Source organism: Chryseolinea sp. H1M3-3 (genome assembly GCF_029360725.1).
Lineage (GTDB): Bacteria > Bacteroidota > Bacteroidia > Cytophagales > Cyclobacteriaceae > Chryseolinea.
Window position 1 is genome coordinate 855,888 of sequence record NZ_JARKMY010000001.1, and the last position, 19,272, is coordinate 875,159.

13 protein-coding genes are annotated in these 19,272 nt (G+C 41.8%); 7 read left to right on the forward strand and 6 right to left on the reverse strand.

All coding sequences use genetic code 11. The features are described 5' to 3' along the window. Positions 1-65 precede the first annotated feature (65 nt). On the forward strand, positions 66-1,133 hold the full coding sequence (locus tag P2W71_RS03690) for a DUF4837 family protein (RefSeq protein WP_276367163.1): 1,068 nt from the start codon (positions 66-68) through the stop codon (positions 1,131-1,133). On the opposite strand, the gene P2W71_RS03695 is transcribed toward P2W71_RS03690, so the two are convergent. After that, positions 1,123-2,739: a HAMP domain-containing sensor histidine kinase gene (locus P2W71_RS03695; protein ID WP_276367164.1), complete on the reverse strand. Its 1,617-nt coding sequence runs from the start codon at positions 2,737-2,739 to the stop codon at positions 1,123-1,125. The two genes, P2W71_RS03690 and P2W71_RS03695, sit on opposite strands and share 11 nt — an antisense overlap. A 117-nt stretch (positions 2,740-2,856) precedes the next feature. Here P2W71_RS03695 and P2W71_RS03700 point away from each other — a divergent pair, with 117 nt between their 5' ends. The 6 genes from P2W71_RS03700 (at position 2,857) to P2W71_RS03725 (ending at position 15,140) form a co-directional block, all read left to right on the forward strand. Next, positions 2,857-5,139, forward strand: coding sequence for an NADP-dependent malic enzyme (locus P2W71_RS03700; protein ID WP_276367166.1), 2,283 nt, complete (start codon positions 2,857-2,859; stop codon positions 5,137-5,139). Between the two features lie 136 nt (positions 5,140-5,275). After that, on the forward strand, positions 5,276-5,869 hold the full coding sequence (gene ruvA, locus P2W71_RS03705; RefSeq protein WP_276367167.1) for a Holliday junction branch migration protein RuvA: 594 nt from the start codon (positions 5,276-5,278) through the stop codon (positions 5,867-5,869). Positions 5,870-5,875: 6 nt separating this feature from the next. Further along, on the forward strand, positions 5,876-13,135 hold the full coding sequence (sprA, locus tag P2W71_RS03710; protein ID WP_276367168.1) for a cell surface protein SprA: 7,260 nt from the start codon (positions 5,876-5,878) through the stop codon (positions 13,133-13,135). Positions 13,136-13,216: 81 nt separating this feature from the next. Then, a complete protein-coding gene (gcvH, locus tag P2W71_RS03715; protein ID WP_276367172.1) occupies positions 13,217-13,591 on the forward strand; it encodes a glycine cleavage system protein GcvH in 375 nt (124 codons plus the stop codon). A gap of 105 nt (positions 13,592-13,696) precedes the next feature. After that, complete coding sequence (gene lipA / locus P2W71_RS03720; protein WP_276367174.1) at positions 13,697-14,584, forward strand: lipoyl synthase; 888 nt, start codon at positions 13,697-13,699, stop codon at positions 14,582-14,584. Between the two features lie 49 nt (positions 14,585-14,633). Beyond that, positions 14,634-15,140: a hypothetical protein gene (locus P2W71_RS03725; RefSeq protein WP_276367177.1), complete on the forward strand. Its 507-nt coding sequence runs from the start codon at positions 14,634-14,636 to the stop codon at positions 15,138-15,140. Positions 15,141-15,373: 233 nt separating this feature from the next. Here P2W71_RS03725 and P2W71_RS03730 read toward each other — a convergent pair whose 3' ends face one another. From P2W71_RS03730 to P2W71_RS03750, 5 genes are all read right to left on the reverse strand, one after another. After that, positions 15,374-15,643 (reverse strand): acylphosphatase, encoded by a 270-nt coding sequence (locus P2W71_RS03730; protein ID WP_276367180.1) that lies wholly within the window; start codon positions 15,641-15,643, stop codon positions 15,374-15,376. Between the two features lie 5 nt (positions 15,644-15,648). Next, the gene (locus P2W71_RS03735) at positions 15,649-17,268 is read right to left on the reverse strand and encodes an NADP-dependent glyceraldehyde-3-phosphate dehydrogenase (RefSeq protein WP_276367182.1); all 1,620 of its coding nucleotides are present in this window, start codon (positions 17,266-17,268) and stop codon (positions 15,649-15,651) included. Then, positions 17,268-17,927: a deoxyribose-phosphate aldolase gene (gene deoC / locus P2W71_RS03740; RefSeq protein WP_276367185.1), complete on the reverse strand. Its 660-nt coding sequence runs from the start codon at positions 17,925-17,927 to the stop codon at positions 17,268-17,270. The genes P2W71_RS03735 and deoC overlap by 1 nt, the downstream gene beginning before the upstream one ends. Positions 17,928-18,082: 155 nt before the next feature. Continuing rightward, positions 18,083-18,445, reverse strand: coding sequence for a hypothetical protein (locus P2W71_RS03745; RefSeq protein ID WP_276367187.1), 363 nt, complete (start codon positions 18,443-18,445; stop codon positions 18,083-18,085). A 138-nt stretch (positions 18,446-18,583) separates the two neighbouring features. Continuing rightward, entirely contained in the window at positions 18,584-19,228 is a 645-nt protein-coding gene (locus P2W71_RS03750) for a thermonuclease family protein (RefSeq protein ID WP_276367190.1), read from the reverse strand. Positions 19,229-19,272 lie beyond the last annotated feature (44 nt).

Sequence of the window (19,272 nt, forward strand, 5' to 3'; positions counted from 1 at the left end):
AATTATAACTAACACTTCTTGTGACTGTTTTGTATTTAGGACATTATAGTCACGAAAGAATTATTATGAAGTATTCCATATTCATTTTCATAAGCATACTAGGGTTACTTACATCTTGCAACGAAAAAGACAATCTTCCCAAGGCATCGGGTAAACCGGGTGAAATAGTTTTGATAATTGATTCCATTCAGTGGAAGGGAAAACTTGGATCGGAATTGAAAAAAATATTTCGAGCACCAGTCCCGGGATTACCACAAGATGAGCCGATGTTCACAGTGATTTGGGCGCATCCCGAACGAAACATGCGATTGTTAACCCAACTCAAGAATATTGTATATGTATTTACGCTGGATCAAAACACGAGGGGATCAAGAAGATTAAAGGGAGAGATAAGTCCTGAGACGCTCAAACGCATTCAACAAGACACCAGTTTTTTCTTATCAACCATTAAGGATGAATTTGCAAAGGGGCAGGAGGTGATGTATCTTTTTTCAGCAACTGAACAAAATCTTATTCAGCAGCTGCAAAAAAATGGTCATAAAATAATTGATTACTTTAATAACCTCGAAAGAGAGCGGCTTGCAAAAAGCCTGTTCAACAAGCAATCATCGGAAGGGATAGCGGCGACGTTACGCCGCGAGCAAAAAATTGAAATCAGCGTTCCCCCTACATACAAGCTGGCTGATAAGCAACGGGATTTTCTTTGGCTAAGAAAAATTGAACCCGACACAGATAAAGATATTTTTATAACGTGGAAGCCATACGAAAGCGAGTATCAGTTTTTACCTGATAGCATCATTGCGTGGAGGGACGCCACAGCGAAAAAATATCTTTTTGAAGATCCTAAAAACCCGATAAGCTACCTGGTGACTGAACGGGAAGATGCAGATGTGTTATCTGAACAGGTTAGTATAAATAAACATTTTGCCATGGAAGTCAGAGGACTTTGGCGCACAAATAACCGGACAATGGGCGGACCCTTTCTGGGCTATGCCATTGCCGATGAGCCGCAAGGTTTAATCTATTATATTGAAGGATTTGCATATGCACCCGGAAGAGATAAAAGGGAATTTATCCGTGAATTGGAAACGATTCTCTGGTCATTTAAAACCAGTGCAGACATTAAGCAGTAGCCTCTGGGTGAGCGGGGTTTATATTTTTAAACCATAAAGTAAAAACACTTCCTTCACCTTCCCTGCTTCTCAAATCAATTTTTCCGCCAAGCGCGTTCACCTGTGTTTTCACTAAGTACAAACCCATTCCTCTACCTTCAACATGGAAGTGAAATCTTTTGTAGAGGCTAAATAAATTCTCCTTGTGCGCTTCAACATTAATTCCTAAACCATTATCGGCAATATCAATTTGTACGGAATCTCCTTTCATCTGAGACTTAATGCTGATGGAAGGACGCCGGCCCGGATGCCTGTATTTTATCGCGTTGCTGATCAAATTGTAGAATATACTTTCCAGGTAACTTGGTATCCCCACTACTTCGTTTGCTCCTTTAAAGTCCGCAGATATATTTGCCTTGGTTTCCTGCACATCTTGCTCTAACGTGAGCATTACCTTTTCTAGCAAAGGTTCGAGTTTAATTTCATGCATCAACTGCGCATTCATTTTCTGAATTCCCAGAATCTCTGTCAAATCTCTTATGATGTTATCCAGGTCTTGTGTTGACTTCATCATCAGTTTCGCGATTTCCGAAACTTCATTCACCTCTTTTGTAAAATCCAAAATAGAGGACAACCCAATTATCCGCGACATGGGTGCCCGAAGATTATGCGAGATAATGAAAGCAAATTGTTCTAATCTATTGTTGTGCTCCATCAACTCCGTATTCGCCTGCTTGAGTTTTCTTGTCTGTCGTTCTACTTCTACGGAGAGGTCTTCATTCTTTTGCTGTATGAGTTTGTTTTGCCGCTCAATTATATTTTTTGTTTCTACCAACTGCTCATTATGCATGCTTATCTCTTCATTCTGGGAAGAGATCTCTTCATTTTGTGCAAGTATTTCGCGCGTTCTTTCGTGCACGGTTCTTTCCAGATGCAAGTTTTGTTCAGCTAAAATAGCTGCCTTTTCTACTTCAGATTTACGCAATTGGTCAGAAATTAAAAGCGATCGATTGGTATAATAGGCAGTGTAGCCCAGTGTAGGAACTGCGATGAAAAACAGGATAATTTGCAAAATGTAAATATTGTTCAACGCTTTTTCATACCGGATTTTAGCCTGTAACGAAATGCTGTCTTCAAAGGAATAAACATCTTTAGAAAATTTTAGGTATTGCAGCCATACATGGTATCCGGGGTCTTTCTCCAATAGTTGCACAAAAGAATTTTGATCGTTGCGATCAATTAAATCAACCATGTTCAACGCCAGCGCTACATAAGCTTCAACTGAATCCCGTAATGCATAAAATTTTTGCATGGGATAATTTTGTTTTTTGAGGGAAGACTCGAGAGAAGACAGCGCTGCATTTTTATTTTTAATGGCAGAATCCATGGCTGCCATGAAATGCTTATTACTTACAAAGGCATAACTTCGTATGGATAAATCAAGCAAGTGCAGATTGCGGATAACTTCGCTTGTGTTCACTTTAACTTTTTCTGCTTGCTCCTGTTGGTTCTTATTAAATGTGATAACTTGATTGTTTTGATAAATAAGGTAAATATCTCCCAGAATGAGCAAAGCAATTACAAATACTATGGCGTATAGCAAGTATCCTTTTAAAGAAAATGTCATCAGCAGTTAGCCTTGGTCTGTTAATAAAGGAAATTTTAAATCAATTTGATCTATTCAGGTCAACAATATAATATCTTTTCCTATCCTTATTATCTTTATCCTCTTAACTGAACATACATGTCGATCAAAAAAATAAGAAAGCAGGATGCCTTGAATTATCATATGCAGGGCCAGCCAGGAAAAATTGAAGTTGTACCAACAAAAGCACTGACTTCCCAACTTGATTTAGCGTTAGCATATTCGCCCGGTGTCGCAGAGCCATGTAAAGAAATAGCTGCTAATAAAGAAGATGTTTATAAATATACTTCTAAAGGTAATCTGGTAGCCGTGATATCGAATGGCACGGCTGTTCTTGGATTAGGCAATATCGGTCCCGAAGCATCTAAACCTGTTATGGAAGGAAAAGGTGTGCTGTTTAAAAAATTTGCAGGCATTGATGTGTTTGATATTGAAATCAATGAAGAAGACCCGGATGAGTTCATCAAAATCGTCAAATCATTAGAACCAACTTTCGGTGGTATTAATCTGGAAGATATTAAAGCACCCGAATGTTTTAAAATTGAAACTGAGCTGCGTGAAAAAATGAACATCCCCATCATGCATGACGATCAGCATGGAACGGCAATCATTTCTGCTTCAGCATTACTCAATGCACTCGAAATAATCGGAAAAAAAATCGAAGAGATAAAAATTGTGGTCAATGGTGCGGGTGCCGCTGCCGTTAGTTGTACCAAGTTATACATAGCATTAGGAGCACGAAGTGAAAATATTATTATGTGCGATAGCAAAGGCGTGCTGAATAAAAAACGTGCTGGCCTTGATGCTATAAAATCGCAGTTTATAACGGATAGAAATATAAACACGTTACAGGAAGCCATGAAAGGCGCTGATGTATTTGTGGGACTCTCTGTAGCAGATGCTATCACACCGGAAGATCTGAACAACATGGAAAAAGATCCCATCGTTTTTGCTTTGGCGAACCCGAATCCGGAAATAAATTATGATTTGGCCATGAAAACCAGACCCGATATTATCATGGCAACCGGTCGTTCTGACCATCCTAATCAAGTGAATAACGTGTTGGGCTTTCCTTACATTTTCCGTGGGGCACTCGATGTGCGTGCAACGGAGATAAATGAGGAAATGAAACTAGCTGCAGTACACGCTATTGCGAAACTTGCTAAAGAACCCGTACCCGATATGGTTGTGAAAGCCTATGGTACCGATAAAATCAGATTCGGCCGAGAATATTTAATTCCCAAACCGCTGGATACCCGACTTATAACCACAATCTCACCTGCCGTAGCAAAAGCTGCAATGGATTCTGGGATAGCGAAACATCCCATTACGGATTGGAGTGCTTATCATAACGAACTTCAAAAACGGATAGGCATTGACCAAAAACTAATGTCACGTATCATCGACCGCGCCAAGAAAAATCCAAAGCGTGTCGTATTTACCGAAGCAACGCACAGTAAAGTTTTAAAAGCTGCTCAAATATTAAAAGATGAAGGAATTGCCAAACCTATCTTGCTAGGAAACAAGGCTGAAATCCTGCAACTAATTGAAGAACATCAATTGGATCTTCAGGATTGTCCGATCATTTTCCCACGCGATGAAAATGATAAGGTGTTACAATATGCAGAAATACTTTATCAAAAAAGACAACGAAAAGGACTCACCTATCAGGATTGTTTACGATTGGTTCGTGAAAGAAACTACTTTGCAGCCATGATGGTAGAGCACGGAGATGCCGACGCCTTAGTGAGTGGGTTAACGAAAGATTATCCGAAGACCATTTTACCATCACTTCAAATCATTGGAACCGCTGATGGCGTTAACCGCGTGGCTGGAATGTACATCATCATGAACAAACGAGGTACATTCTTTTTTGCGGATACTACGGTAAATCTTAATCCTGATGCAAAAGAACTTGCAGAGATCATAGAGCTAACGGCTCGAGGGGTTAAATTTTTTGATATGGAACCACGCATTGCAATGCTTTCGTACTCCAACTTCGGTTCATCAAAAGGCGTAGTACCGGAAAAAGCACGCGAAGCAGTACGACTTGCTAAAGCAAAAAATCCATCCCTCATAGTTGAAGGCGACATTCAGGCCAACGTTGCTTTGAATACACAAATTCAACAAGAGACTTTTCCATTCAGTGCATTAGCAAATGAAGGCGCCAACACGCTCATTTTCCCGAATCTGTCGTCCGGAAACATTGCTTATAAACTGTTGATGGAAATCGGCGGTGCAGATGCGATCGGACCAATTTTGTTAGGGATGAAAAAGCCTGTTCATGTGCTACAATTGGGAAGCTCAATTCGTGAGATTGTAAACATGGCCGCGATCGCTGTTGTTGACGCTCAATTGCATGAGCAGAACGATCACTTATAAACGATCTCCGATAGTAGAACGATTAAATAACCTGTTCGTAGATTTGCCATTGCCGTTAAGGATCGCGATGTTACGTAGTGATAAAAACTTTGTTTCTTTGGGGTTCTCATTAGACCAAAGCATTAGCTGATTAAGTATGATTGCATTCCTAAAAGGAAAACTTGTTCATCGGGAGCCAACTTTTGTAATTGTGGACGTCCAGGGAATTGGATATCAGCTTCAGATTTCATTGCAAACTTTTTCCGAAATAAAAGAGCAGGAAAATGTCATGCTGCACACCCATCTCAACATCCGGGAAGATGCACATGTACTTTTCGGTTTTAGCAGTATTGCCGAAAAAAAACTTTTCCAGCAGTTGGTTTCAGTAAGCGGTGTCGGACCCAGTACAGCCATTATCATGCTGTCGTATATGAATAGCAATGAATTGAAGTCTGCCATTGTGCGTGAAGATGCTGTTTCCTTGCAAGCTATTAAAGGAATCGGAGGCAAAACCGCACAGCGCGTGATCATTGAATTAAAAGATAAACTAAAAAAGGAAAGCTGGGAGGAGACGCAACCGGCGATTTCTCTTGGCGTCCACAATACCATACGCAATGAAGCGTTATCTGCTTTGCTCACGCTGGGTTTGCCTAAGGCAGCAGCCGAGAAAAGTATTGATACCGTCCTGAAAAAATCAGGAAATACTATTACCTTAGAAGATTTAGTTAAGCAGGCCCTCAAAAACGCATAGTACGTTTTGACATTTTTTACGTGCAAGAATAAAGCTCTCTCGCTCGGCCAGTTGTTTGTATTATGGCTCGGCAGTTTGTTGATACCATCAGCGGTGTATGGTCAACAGCCGGACTCTACGCGCCTAAATTCGCAGGATACAACTTCTCAACAATCGTATACACCAAGCCGTCGCCCAACATACAGAGTTACTGACCGGTATGGAGATCCCTTTTCCAATACCACCCCCGCGTCGCCACTGAATCTGAAAGATCCAAACCAAATGAAGCTGGATGTGGAGATTGATACAGCCCTTAACTATACCATATATGAAAAGATTGGTGACTTGAATTATCGACCAACGTCGAGCATGACTTTTGAAGAATTTAAACAATATCAGGATCGGCAGATTCTAAAAAGTTATTGGCAAAGTCGGGCTCGTGCTCAGGATGGAGAAAGTGCGGTAAGCGGACGTGGCTTCACCCCTAAAATATTTATCAGTCCAATCCTTGATCGAATTTTTGGCGGCAGTTATATAGAACTTGTTCCTCGAGGATTTGTAACGCTTGATTTTGGTGGCGAGTGGCAAAAGATCAGTAATCCGGCTATACCGATTCGTCAACAACGAAATGGTGGATTCGAATTTGACATGCAAATCAATATGAGCGTTGTCGGAAAGATTGGTGAAAAGCTTGCCGTAACCGCCAACTTCGATAATAATAATTCATTCGACTTTCAAAACAACATGAAAGTGGAGTACACCGGTTATAAGGAAGACATTCTTCAAAAGCTTGAAATCGGTAATGTAAGTCTGCCGCTAAACAATACGCTTATTCAGGGAGCGCAAAATCTTTTTGGCGTAAAAGCCAAAATGCAATTTGGTAAACTCGATGTTACAACGATCGCCACCACACAACGCGGCAAAACTGCTTCGATCAACTTAGGAGGAGCCGGCGGACAGGGAAGCGGGCAAGGCCGACCATTTGAAATTATCGCCTCCAACTACGATGAAAATCGTCACTTTTTTCTGGGACATTTCTTTCGTGACAATTATACCAAGTGGATTGGCAATCCTCCACAGATTATTTCGGGTGTGAATATCACACGGATTGAAGTGTACGTACTCAATCGAAATAATGACACCCAAACCTTGCGTAGCGTCGTGGGGTTGATGGACCTTGCGGAAGGATCGAGAGTGTATAACCCTAACGTGGGAGCGAGAAAAGGCGCCACCTATCCCAACGCAAATGATGCTAATAACTTGTTTGCCACGCTTCCCTCAGCACGCGATGCAGAAGGAATCAATACATTGGTAGAAGGACTTTATGGGCCCGGGTCGATGGCGAACGGAACGGACTTTGAAAAAATAACCAGTGCCCGAAAATTATCACCTACTGAATTTACGTTCCATCCGCAATTAGGCTACATCACATTAACCCGTAAACTACAAAATGACGAGGCACTCGCAGTTGCTTACGAGTACACTTACAATGGACGCCCTTATAAGGTTGGAGAATTATCGGAAGACTATGCAAATCTTAAGGACAATGAAATCGTCTATTTGAAATTGCTTCGGCCCCGTAAGGTTGCCATACGTGATGCCTCAAAGAAGATCCTGCCTACCTGGGATCTGATGATGAAAAACATTTACAATCTGAATGTAAATCAGCTTTCACGTGAAGGTTTTCAATTGCGCATCATTTATCGTGATGATAGAACAGGGATTGACAACCCGCAACTTCAAGAAGGAGCAAATGTTAGAACGCGTCAGCTTATTGAAGTCTTGGGCCTTGACAAGCTTAACCCTGTAAACGACCCTCAAAAAGATGGTAATTTCGATTTCATTGAAGGTATTACCATCAATACAACGACTGGGCTAATCATTTTTCCTTATCTCAAGCCTTTCAGCGACGGACTGAAACAAGCATTCAGAGGAGAATCGAATGAAAGCTTCCTCGTTCAAAAATATTCATTCGATACACTTTACAATACCACGAAGGCGGATGCTGAGTTATTTGCAACTAAAAACAAATTTTATATCAAGGGGCTTTATAATGCAGGGTCTTCAAAAGAAATTCTTATTCCGGGATTCGGTGTGGCGCAGGGCTCTGTCAAGCTATTTGCAGGAGGCATGCCGCTTACAGAAGGAACCGATTTTGTTGTTGATTACACCTTTGGTAAAGTTACTGTTCTCAATGAGTCTATCTTAAGTTCCGGAAAGCCTATTGAGGTAAAGTATGAGCAATCCGATCCATTTGCTTTCCAAACCCGAAGTTTACTAGGAACACGCTTCGACTATCATTTAAATGACGATGTCAATCTGGGTGGTACATTTTTATATTACAACGAGCGACCGCTGGTAAGCCGTAATCAAATCGGAACGGAGCCTGCACGTAATATGCAGTACGGTCTCGACTTCAACATCAACAAGAAGAGTCGTATGCTCACGAAAATGGTGGACGCGATCCCATTTTTGCAAACGAAGGAGCAATCAACAATTAACTTTACGGGAGAATTTGCGCAGCTCATACCTGGAACTTCAAACGTAGTGGGTGGCGATGGTACGGCTTACATAGATGACTTCGAAAATTCGGCGACACCTTATTCATTGATGAGTCCGGCAGGATGGAAACTGTCGTCAACTCCAAAAACGGAGGACAATCGTTTTGATCCAAACGCAGCACCGACCGATGACGTGCAAACAGGATATAAACGCGCGAAGCTCGCATGGTATCAAATCGACAACCAATTATACCGCGACGGCGGACGATTTAAACCGGATAATATTGACGCAAATGATTTGATGAATCACTACGTGCGGGCTGTGGGCCCGAAAGAAATTTTTCCCTTCCGGCAAACGCCACAAGCTGTCTTCTTTGAACAAATTTTCGATATCGCTTATTACCCACGGGAAAGAGGCCCTTACAACTATAATCCCAATCTGGATAACAATGGTTTTTTAACAGATCCGGAAAGCAACTGGGGCGGTATCACTAATGCCATTGAAACGGAAGTGGATTTTGACAAAGCAAATATTGAATACATAGAATTTTGGATGCTCGATCCGTTCATCCAATCTCAATACGGAACTATTGATGATGGTATAAACCTTCCGAAGTCAAATAATACTGGTGGAAAGCTTGTCTTTCAACTTGGTAATGTTTCCGAAGATATTATACGCGATGGAAAACATGCTTTTGAAAATGGCTTACCTCCAGACGGAACACTGGAAGGCGCGGCAACAAAAAATAATTGGGGATATGTAACCTCACAATCTTATTTAATCGGCGCATTCGACAATTCAACAACCGCGAGGGCTAATCAAGATGTGGGCTTGGACGGATTATCTACAGAAAATGAAGTTGGTTTTTTTGCAGAAACACCGCAGAGCTTTTTAAACACAGTTAATCCAACAGCGCGCCCTATCGTAGAAACCGATCCTTCTGCCGATAATTTCAGACACTGGCTCAACGGCGAGTACGATGCTGCTCAGGCAGAAATTCTGGAACGTTATAAAAATATCAACGGGCATGATGGAAACTCTCCTATTATTTCGGGTAACGATGCCGTTGCTCAATCGGGCAGTACGATTCCCGATAATGAGGATTTGAACGCTGACAATACACTAACCGAGCAGGAAGAATACTACTCCTATGAAATGGATTTAAAACCGAATCTGTTAAAAATCGGAAGTAAATATATCGTTGATAAAATTACTACGAATGATGAGGGAAAAGTAAAAGAACAAGTAACGTGGTACCTCGTCAGAATACCTGTTCGTGAATTTGATAGCAAGTTCCCTGCGACGTTGGAAGGCTTCAAATCAATCAAGTATGTTAGAATGTTACTGACCGGATTCCGCGATCCAGTAGTTCTCCGTATGGCAAACTTCAGAATGGTTGGAAGCCGTTGGAGAAGGTATACTGATAATTTACGCGAGGGAGCCTTGATCAAAGACCCTGAAACCGGTGCCGACAATTTCACCGTAAACGTGGTGAACCTGGAAGAAAATGCAGCTCCGTCAGAAGACAAATCTCCCTATGTAATTCCTCCAGGAGTTGTGCGGGATAGAGACACCGGATCGAGTGTGCCTAGACAACTTAACGAACAATCTATCCAGGTGTGTATCGATGATTTAGAAGATGGCGATGCCCGTGCCGTATATAAAAACATTTCAATGGACCTTTTCAATTATGGTCGGGTGAAAATGTATTTCCATGCCAATAGTGAATCGAACGACAATGAAATGACTGCATTTCTGAGAATGGGTACTGACTTCGATCAAAACTATTACGAAATAGAAATCCCGTTAAAGATCACCCCACTGGGTACCACTGGGGAGCGCGACATCTGGCCGGAAGAAAACGAAATTGATATTGCTTTAACCGAATTGTACGCGTTGAAAGCTGCGCGAGACCGCGAAGGATTTCCGTTGACAGAACTGTATCCACGGGAGGCACCTAAGCAAGTAGGCAGACATCTTATTCGCATTTTCGGACGACCAGATTTGAGCAGTGTTCAAGTTCTAATGATTGGTGTTCGCAATCCGAAAACACCTGACAAGCGAATGCACTCGGTTTGCCTTTGGGCCAATGAATTGCGCGTTACAGATTTCGACCGCACGGCAGGATGGGCTGTAAGTTCGACATTAAGTGCTAAGCTTGCAGATTTTGCTGTAGTTACCGGCGCATTCCGTCATACCACCTTTGGCTTCGGGGCGGTGAGTTCAAAAATATTTGAACGAACAAGAGATGAAACTACTGCCTACGATGTTTCAGCAAGTGTTAACGTCGACAAACTATTACCTGGAAACACGGGGATAAAAATTCCGATGTTTGTGAGTTACGAAAATACGACCATCAATCCTAAATTCGATCCTGCCAATCCAGACTTGCGGATAGATGCAGCGTTGTCTTCATTCAATACGGAAGATGAACGACAGGATTATCTAACACTTATACGAGACCAAACGACAAGAAAGAGTTTTAATCTAACGAATGTACGAAAGGTAAAGGTCAACCCCGAAGCAAGAACGCACATTTGGGACGTAGAGAATTTTTCATTCAGTTATGCCTATAGCGAGGCGTTGCGAACGAACTTTACCATCCAGGAACAACTCTTGAAGCAGTACAAAGGATCCGTGGCTTATGCATTTACACCCAAGGCAACCGGTATAGAGCCGTTCAAGGATTCCAAAGCATTTAGCTCACCGTGGCTGAAAGTGATCAAAGATTTCAATTTCAGTCTGATGCCAAGCAGCCTGGGCGTTCGTTTCGACCTTGACAGATCGTTTGGCAAAAACGTGTATCGAAACGATGATTTTATCTCCGACCCTAATTACCTGAAGTATTTTACTTTTAATCGTCAATATAACCTGCGTTGGAATTTTTCAAAGAACTTGTCATTGGATTATACATCAAGGGCTTATTCGATCATTGATGAGCCGGATGGTGAAGGTGATTCTGTTCGCTCAGAAATTATCAAGAACCTGAAAAAGTTTGGTCGTATGAAAAATTTCGACCAAAGTGTTACAGTAAATTATACCTTGCCCTTAGATAAGATACCTGTTACGGATTGGCTGGGCGCAGATTACCGTTACCAGGTTAGATATGAATGGCGGGCGGGGCCACTAGACAGACCCGATAGAGGTGACGTTGTTGTTGGATTGCCCGATGAACTGGATTTTAGAAATATCATCCAAAACAGTCGCGAGCAAAATTATTCGGGCCGTATCGATATGGTGAAGCTTTACAACAAGGTTAAATTCCTGAAAGAGTTGAACACGCCGCCACGACCATCTACGCGTACTTCTACTAATCCGCGTGTACAACAACCACCTGACACAACTAAAAGTGCGGTTCCCGGCGTAGCAAAGGGATTGCTCCGCCTCCTCATGTCACTTCGCGGAATTAATGGAACATACCAACTTACGGAAGGTACCATGCTACCCGGCTTTAACCCCTCCCCGAAGTTTTTAGGTATGGACCAAAACTGGAGCTCTCCAGGCTGGGGATTTGTTCTCGGGAGCCAGGATCCCAACATTCGTTTTAAAGCTGCGCAAAACGGATGGCTTACCCAAAACAAGAGCATGACCACGCCATTCACGCAAAACAAAGGGCAAACCATCAACATTCGTGGAACGATAGAACCTTCGCCCGATTTGAAAGTATTGATTGATGTTAAGAAAGAGACAATGAATTCTTACCAGGAGATATACCGCTTTTCTGATCGATTTGATGAGACTGGCGCTGAAGTTCCCAACTGGGATGAAACCACCGGCTTTGCGAATTTAAGTCCAAGCCGGTCGGGAAGCTACCGAATATCTTTTCTTACTATTAAAACTGCTTTCAATTCATCCAACAGTAATACAGAATCTGATGTCTTCAAAACCTTTGAAGAGAATCTCCAAATTTTCCGGGATCGCTTAAGGCTTCGCAATCCCCAAGGCATTGAATATGATTCAGCTTCGCAGGATGTTGTTATTCCAGCATTTATTGCTGCGTATTCAGGAAAAAATCCTGCTACCACAGCACTCACACCTTTTCCAAAAACGCCTCTCCCTAATTGGCGTGTAGACTATACGGGATTAACGAGAATCCCTTTCTTTAAAAATATTTTCCAATCCATTACAGTCTCGCACAGTTATCAATCGTCTTATGCTGTTACCAACTATTCAAGCTCATTAGACCCTGCGTTTGCCAATCCTTACCAGCTTTCTATTGACCGGCCGGTCACTGAATATAACAGCTCATATTGGGGAGTACAGGGTGCGAACAATACCGTATTACCAACTTATGTTATCAGCCAGGTTTTAATTTCCGAGCAATTTGCTCCTTTGATCGGGATTAACATGCGAACAAAGAGCAGGCTTACTGCCAATTTCCAATATAAAACCAAGCGTGATCTCTCCTTAAATGTTTCCAATGCTCAAATCACTGAAATGAATAGCAAGGATGTTTCCATGGAACTTGGTTTTACCAAGAACAACATGAAACTTCCTTTTAAGTCTCAGGGCCGACTTATTGTTCTGAAAAATGATGTCACGTTCAGAATGAATGTTACCGTTTCGGATACGCGGACGATTCAACGCAAAATTGCTGAACTCAGCACCATCACCAATGGAAATATCAATTTCCAATTGCGGCCCAATATCAGCTATGTTGTTAATCAGAAGCTTAATATTCAGCTGTATTTCGAACGCACAATCAATGAACCTCAAGTATCAAACTCCTATCGAAGAGCAACTACTCGTTTTGGTGCCCAGGTTAGGTTTAGCCTCGCACAATAGATTTTCCAATCTTCTGATTTTCCGTTATTTTTACGCGCGCATTTCAACACTGCGACGCCACCACTTCAACACATAACAAACATGAATATTCCCGACTCACTCCAGTACACCAAAGATCACGAATGGATTAAGATTAATGGAAGTACAGCTTTAATAGGTATAACCGATTTTGCACAAAGCGAATTGGGTGATATTGTTTACCTGGACATTAATACGGTAGGGGAAGAAGTCAAAGAACACGCGGTTTTTGGAACGGTAGAGGCGGTAAAAACGGTTTCGGATTTATTCATGCCCATTACTGGTAAAGTGTTGGAGGTCAATCCACTTTTGGAAAGCAATCCCGAAAAAGTAAACTCCGATCCCTATGGCGACGGCTGGATGATTAAAGCTGAAATAAAAGGTACTGGCAGCGGCTTACTATCGGCGAAGGAATACAAAGAACTTATTGGCAAATAAGAAAGTTATTAGATTGTAGAAATTAGCTTATCGGCTATGTGAGGCTTTCGTGCTCTTCGAAAGGCGCATTATGAATTGACTAACGGGATAACTGATAACGACTCGATGATAGAACTTCCAACAATAACACCGGACAACACTCGAAAAAGAAAGCCAGACTGGCTAAGGGTAAAGCTGCCGGTTGGACCAGATTATGCGCGTGTGAGGAAGCTTGTCGATAATTATAAACTTCATACGATCTGTGAGAGTGGAAATTGCCCGAACATGGGTGAATGCTGGGGCGCAGGAACAGCAACGTTCATGATCCTCGGTAATGTGTGCACGAGAAGCTGTACATTTTGCGCTGTGGCTACGGGGAAACCAACCGAATATGATGTAGAGGAACCTAAACGGGTGGCAGAGGCAATCAAATTAATGCGCGTAAAACATGCTGTTATTACCAGCGTAAACCGTGATGAATTAAAGGATCGTGGGGCCGAAGTTTGGTATCAAACCGTGATGGAAACAAAAAAAGTTAGCCCAGAAACGACGATTGAGACCCTCATTCCTGATACGAAAGGAAATTGGGACGCCCTTTACCGCATGATCGCAGGTGGTCAGGAGGTTGTAAGTCATAATATGGAAACAGTTGGGCGACTTTATCGAATGGTGCGTCCGCAAGCCAAATACGATCGGAGCTTAGAACAAATTAAAAGAATTCGGGAAGCAGGGATGAGAACAAAATCGGGCATTATGCTGGGTCTCGGTGAAACAAAGGAAGAGTTGTATAAAGCGATGGATGACCTGGTTGCCAACGGATTGCTTATTCTAACGTTAGGACAATATCTGCAGCCCACGAAAATGCATCTTGAAGTAGCGGAGTTTATCCATCCTGATACATTTGAGATGTACAAAGAAGAGGGTTTAAAACGCGGATTAAAATATGTCGAGTCCGGACCCCTGGTGCGATCATCTTATCATGCAGAACGGCATGTAAATGTTCCGTTGGATTAATATTCTTCATTTTGTTTTTCTTTGTATTTTCGCAAAACATCCATAACCTGTGCTGAGAAAATTCTTCCCACGTGATAAGAATTATGTAGTAGAAAAGGCACAACTTTCCCTGGAAAAATCATTGCTGTCTTATTTAGTGGATTTTGTAAAAATTGAACACTTGTTGCACAATAATCCGTTAGGTATTATGGATGATACCTTTCTTAAAATTCAGCAGCATCGTGCCAATGATTTTTCACATCTGAGCGAATTCTACCTAACCCTCAGCGGCGTCTTTCGATATTTGTATTACGGCGATAATCAACTTGAATTCTCTTTCGATGGACAGGATGAATATATTAAGTATCAGCAACAATGGACTGCTACCTTCAAAAACTGGACGAGAGATTTCTGCAAACAAGACACGTTTAGAAGAGCTGTTTTGGAACTTACAGTGTTTTACCCAGATGATTATACACCTCAAATGGCAGGCTTGCGCCTCAGTGCTTTTATCACAAAGTTTTTTGATTTAAAAATTGATACCGAAAAAGGTATTTTGAAAAAAAGTATAGCGTGAAACTATTATTTAGAGCAGGCGATTTCTCGAGTTTAATGTTGTCAGAATCCACTCAACCGTATCGTATTCATTCTCTTAAAAAACCTTCTCATTTCTCCACCAGCAGCCTGTTGCTCATCGAATTCAAAGGTTGGAAAATCCGTTTACGTTCGATCTCAAAACACATCTGATAAAGCTATTAAGTCCAATGGTATTACCTGCATTTCAGAGCGCCTTTATATCATTAGAACATTCTATCGTTGAATTGAAAAATTAGTGAAATTGCGTACCGCAGATTCTTTGATGTCACACCGGTGTACGCGCGCCAATCGTGGACCCTTCCAGCACCAAGCCGTAAACTGCTTTAAATTTTCCTCCTCTCCCTCTGCTTCGATGGTTACGCTTCCGTCTTCATTGTTCCACGTAAGCCCGGTAATGTTAAGTTCATCTGCTTTTTCTTTTGCCGAAGCACGAAAGAAAACACCTTGCACTTTTCCATAAATATGTATGGACAAATGTTTCATGCAACTTAAAAAATATAGTCGGTGCTAAGGAATGCTGACTCGTGATTTCTGATAATCGAACTCATGATTTGTTTGTTGGAATCTGTACTTTTTGTCGCCACAAGCGTTCGAATTGAAAAAACGCGCAACGCATCGGCAATGGACAGTGTGCCCTCGGCGGAATCCTTTCTTCCATTAAAAGGAAATGTGTCGGGACCACGTTGACTCTGTGTGTTCAAGTTGATTCTTCCTACCTGATTGACAAAAGCGTCCATCATCCTCGCAACACGTTTGGAATCCGTTCCAAAAATACTGACCTGTTGTCCAAAGTTAGAATTGAGAACATATTGAATCGGTTCCTCATCATCATCAAAAGGAACGATGGGAATTACAGGACCAAATTGTTCTTCTGAATAGAGTCTCATTTTTTCGTTCACCGGATACACGACTGCAGGAAAGAAAAATGTATGCTGATGTTCGCCGCCGTTTTCATTGATTACTGACGCACCATATTTTTTTGCATCATCCACCAGTTCAGTAAGATATTCAACCTTGCCTGGTTCAGGCAACGGAGTAAGCGTTACGTCATCATCCCAAGGCATTCCTGGCTTTAATTTGCTTACCCGTTCATTAAATCTTTTTATGAATTCATTAACAATGCTGCGATGAATGAACAGAATTTTCAGCGCTGTACAACGCTGACCGTTAAAAGATAGTGAACCAGTTATACATTCATTGACTGCATTATCGAGGTCAGCATCGGGAAGCACAATGGCTGGGTTCTTTGCATCCAATCCTAAGATCGCTTTGAGCCGGTGAGGCTTAGGGTGGAGTCTCTTTAAATCATTAGCTCCTTTATTGGTTCCAATAAATGCAAATACATCAACTTTACCCGACTCCATTAAAGATCCTACGGTCTCCCTGCCACGTCCATAAATAATGTTAATGACACCAGGCGGAAAGTTTTGCCGGAACGATTCCAGTAAGGGACGGATCAGAAGTACCCCATATTTGGCCGGCTTAAAGATTACGGTGTTTCCCATGATGAGTGCTGGGATCAACGTGGTGAAAGTTTCATTCAAAGGATAATTATAAGGGCCCATGCACAACGAGACCCCTAATGGCACACGACGGATTTGCGCCATAAACCCTTGTTCTTCTACAAGCTTAGCCGAACTGCGATCAAGCTCTTTATAAGCCTTGATGGTATCTACAATATAATCGCAGGTCCGGTCAAACTCTCGTTCCGAATCCTTTTGAGATTTTCCAATTTCCCACATCAGTAATTTCACTACCTCCTTTCGGGTAGCCCGCATATTTTGAAGAAACCGTTCAACATGCTCTATGCGTTCCGTTACACTCATGGTTGGCCACAAACCATGCCCTAAGTCATAGGCTTTAACAGCAGTATCAAGCGCCTCCAAAGATTCTTTTGACGTCAGGAGTGGTGTACTTCCAATCAACTTTTGAACGTAGTGCTCACCCTCCTTGACAAAAACGGGACTTAGCACAGGGTTAAGAGGGCCAGTCCAGGTCTTCATTTCTCCATTGATGAGATACTCTCGTTGCTCAATAGGTGTTGGAATTTGGTAAGGCTGAGGAATATTATTCTCTGAAGGAAAAATAGATGTCAATTGAGTAACCATTATTTCTGTGTGGGGTTTGGTGTTAATATAGAAATACCAGCAGATGTGCCGATGCGAATGGCGCCAGCTTCAATCATATTAACGGCTTGTTCATAGGTTTTGATGCCACCTGAAGCTTTTATACCTACGGAACTTGGCAATGCATGTTTCATAATTGATATGTGTTTTACTGTCGCCCCTGTTGGGGCAAAACCAGTTGACGTTTTCACAAAATCTGTCCCTGCATCCACACAGATTTTACAGGCTCTTTCAAGTTCTGCATCTGAAAGATACGCAGTCTCGACGATTACTTTCAAAAGCTTCTGATGCTTATGCGCTAAAGCACTGCATTTAGCAATCTCAATTTTGACCCATGGTAGCCCGGTTTTAAATGCGCTCACGTTTAGAACTACATCGATTTCATCTGCACCGTTATCGATAGCACGCTGTATTTCATCGAGCTTGGTTTCTGTCATATTATAACCGAGAGGAAAGCCCGCAACGGTAACTAAAATAATTTTTTCTTTCCCGATTTCACGCCTGGCACGTTTGACCCAAAAAGGTGGAACACAAATCCCTAAGAAGGAGGATTGCTTTGCTTCTTCAACGAGCTTGTCGATATCACTGATCGTAACAGTAGGCTTAAGATTGGTGTATTCAATGTAGGAAGCCAGATTCATGCTCCTAAATTAACATGATGCAGCTATTAAATATCATAGTAGGATTAAAATGTGAGGCAACGGTAAAGCTATGAGCTAACTACAGTGATCCGGAATAATCGAAACTCTTAAAATGAACGTAACCAGCACACGCCCTGTTTTTCAGGCGACGATCCTTAATGTCTAATGCCGCATTCCTTGCAGTATTTCATTTTATGCGGAGGCCGTTTTTTCGGCGGACGTTTATGTCCAAAATAGGAGGGATCAGAATATTGAGGGCTCATGAGCATCTTCTCATTCTTTCTCCTGGTTTTAGCAAATGCTTCAACACGCTCATAATATTCCTTCTCACTGTTGTAAGTTGGACCCTTTGATTCTACTCGTTTCCGCGCTTGCTTTGGTAAATGCCGTTCTTCCCTTGGTAACGGATCTAACGATGTGGGGCCTTGCTGCGTATCTTCTGCACGTTTTTGTTTTCTGCCTTGCGCAAAGGAAGTAAGAACACAAAGAACAAGTAGTATTGAAAGAGTAAGTCGCATAGTACAATGTAAAACTTTTAAAGAACCCAAATATTGTATTTCCCACTTCAATATTCAGTCTTTACCATTAACAATTAAAAAAAGAAAACTACCCTGGTTTCCCTAAAGTAGTTTTTTATCCTGCCTCAATTGTAATCTTTAACTGCTTTTAGGCTTCAACATCGTTTGGTTTCGTCTGTAGGTCCAGGGAGGAACCGGATTTTCCTGTTTCCAAAGTCCTCGTCCTTTCCGTTGCGCCCATGTTTTATACGGTTCTAAATCCTCAGGAGGGTTCTTTTCTGCGGTCCACGCTAGTCCTTCCCTGAGCAATTCAACGCGAGGATCGTTTTTACCATTAATCATGATCACTCCCAAACGATTACCGAAGCGGTCTTTACCTTTAAATTGCACCACTACATTTTTATTCAGGATCAACTTCTCCAGAAATTTTTTCGCCTGATCGCCATATTCCTGATCAAGTTCCGGACTGTCAATTCCAACCAATAAAATCTTGTGCGTTTCGTTTGCCTGACTTAAAACTTCAACAGTGTTGCCATCAATAACAGTCGTTACTTTTCCAGTAAAATCCTGTTGTGCACGCAAACTGTTTGAAATTAGAATTCCAACTACGATACACAGCGAGAAGGCCTTTATATCGAAGGGAAAATCAGCTTTCACATCACAAATGTGCGATGGAAAGCGTTGGTTTAAGCTGCGCATCCGCTTGTCTCCTTTCTCATGTAAGTTTTCACCTGAAAATTTACCAAGGGTTGTAAGACCTGTGATGAGCAAAAATTTCTCCAATAAAAAATTCGGTTCTCTCGATACTAAAATGTAAGCAATCTCAG